Source organism: Streptomyces sp. WM6372, assembly GCF_001279655.1.
In the GTDB taxonomy this organism is placed as follows: domain Bacteria; phylum Actinomycetota; class Actinomycetes; order Streptomycetales; family Streptomycetaceae; genus Streptomyces.
Genome location: NZ_LGDB01000099.1, coordinates 1 through 480 on the forward strand (window position 1 = coordinate 1; position 480 = coordinate 480).

General features: G+C 69.2%; 1 pseudogene. It reads right to left on the bottom strand.

The window, feature by feature from the left end:
* Positions 1 to 480: pseudogene (locus ADK52_RS09140) on the bottom strand (polyketide synthase); the annotation flags it as partial.

Genomic DNA, 480 nt, shown 5'->3' on the forward strand with positions numbered 1-480 from the left:
GGTCGGGGGTGCGGGGCCAGGGGGTGGCGTGGGCTTGGACGTGGAAGGGGCTGTTGGTGAAGTCGATGTCGGGGTTGCCGCGCTGGTAGTTCAGGGAGGGGGGCAGGAGTTCGTGTTCGAGGGCGAGGGTGGTCTTGATGAGGCCTGCGATGCCGGCGGCGGCGTCGAGGTGGCCGATGTTGGCCTTGACCGATCCCAGAGCACAGGAGCCGGCACCGCCGAACGCACGCGACAACGCCTGCACCTCGATCGAATCCCCGATCACGGTGCCGCTGCCGTGCGCCTCGACGTAGTCGATGTCCTCGGGACCGACCTCCGCGGCGGCCAGCGCCTCGGTGATCACATCGGCCTGACCGCCGACTGTCGGTGCCGTGAAGCTCGCCTTGACCCCGCCGTCGTTGTTGACGGCCGAACCCCTGATCACGGCGTGGATGGTGTCGCCGTCGGCCAGCGCGTCCTCCAGCCGCTTCAGCACCACCA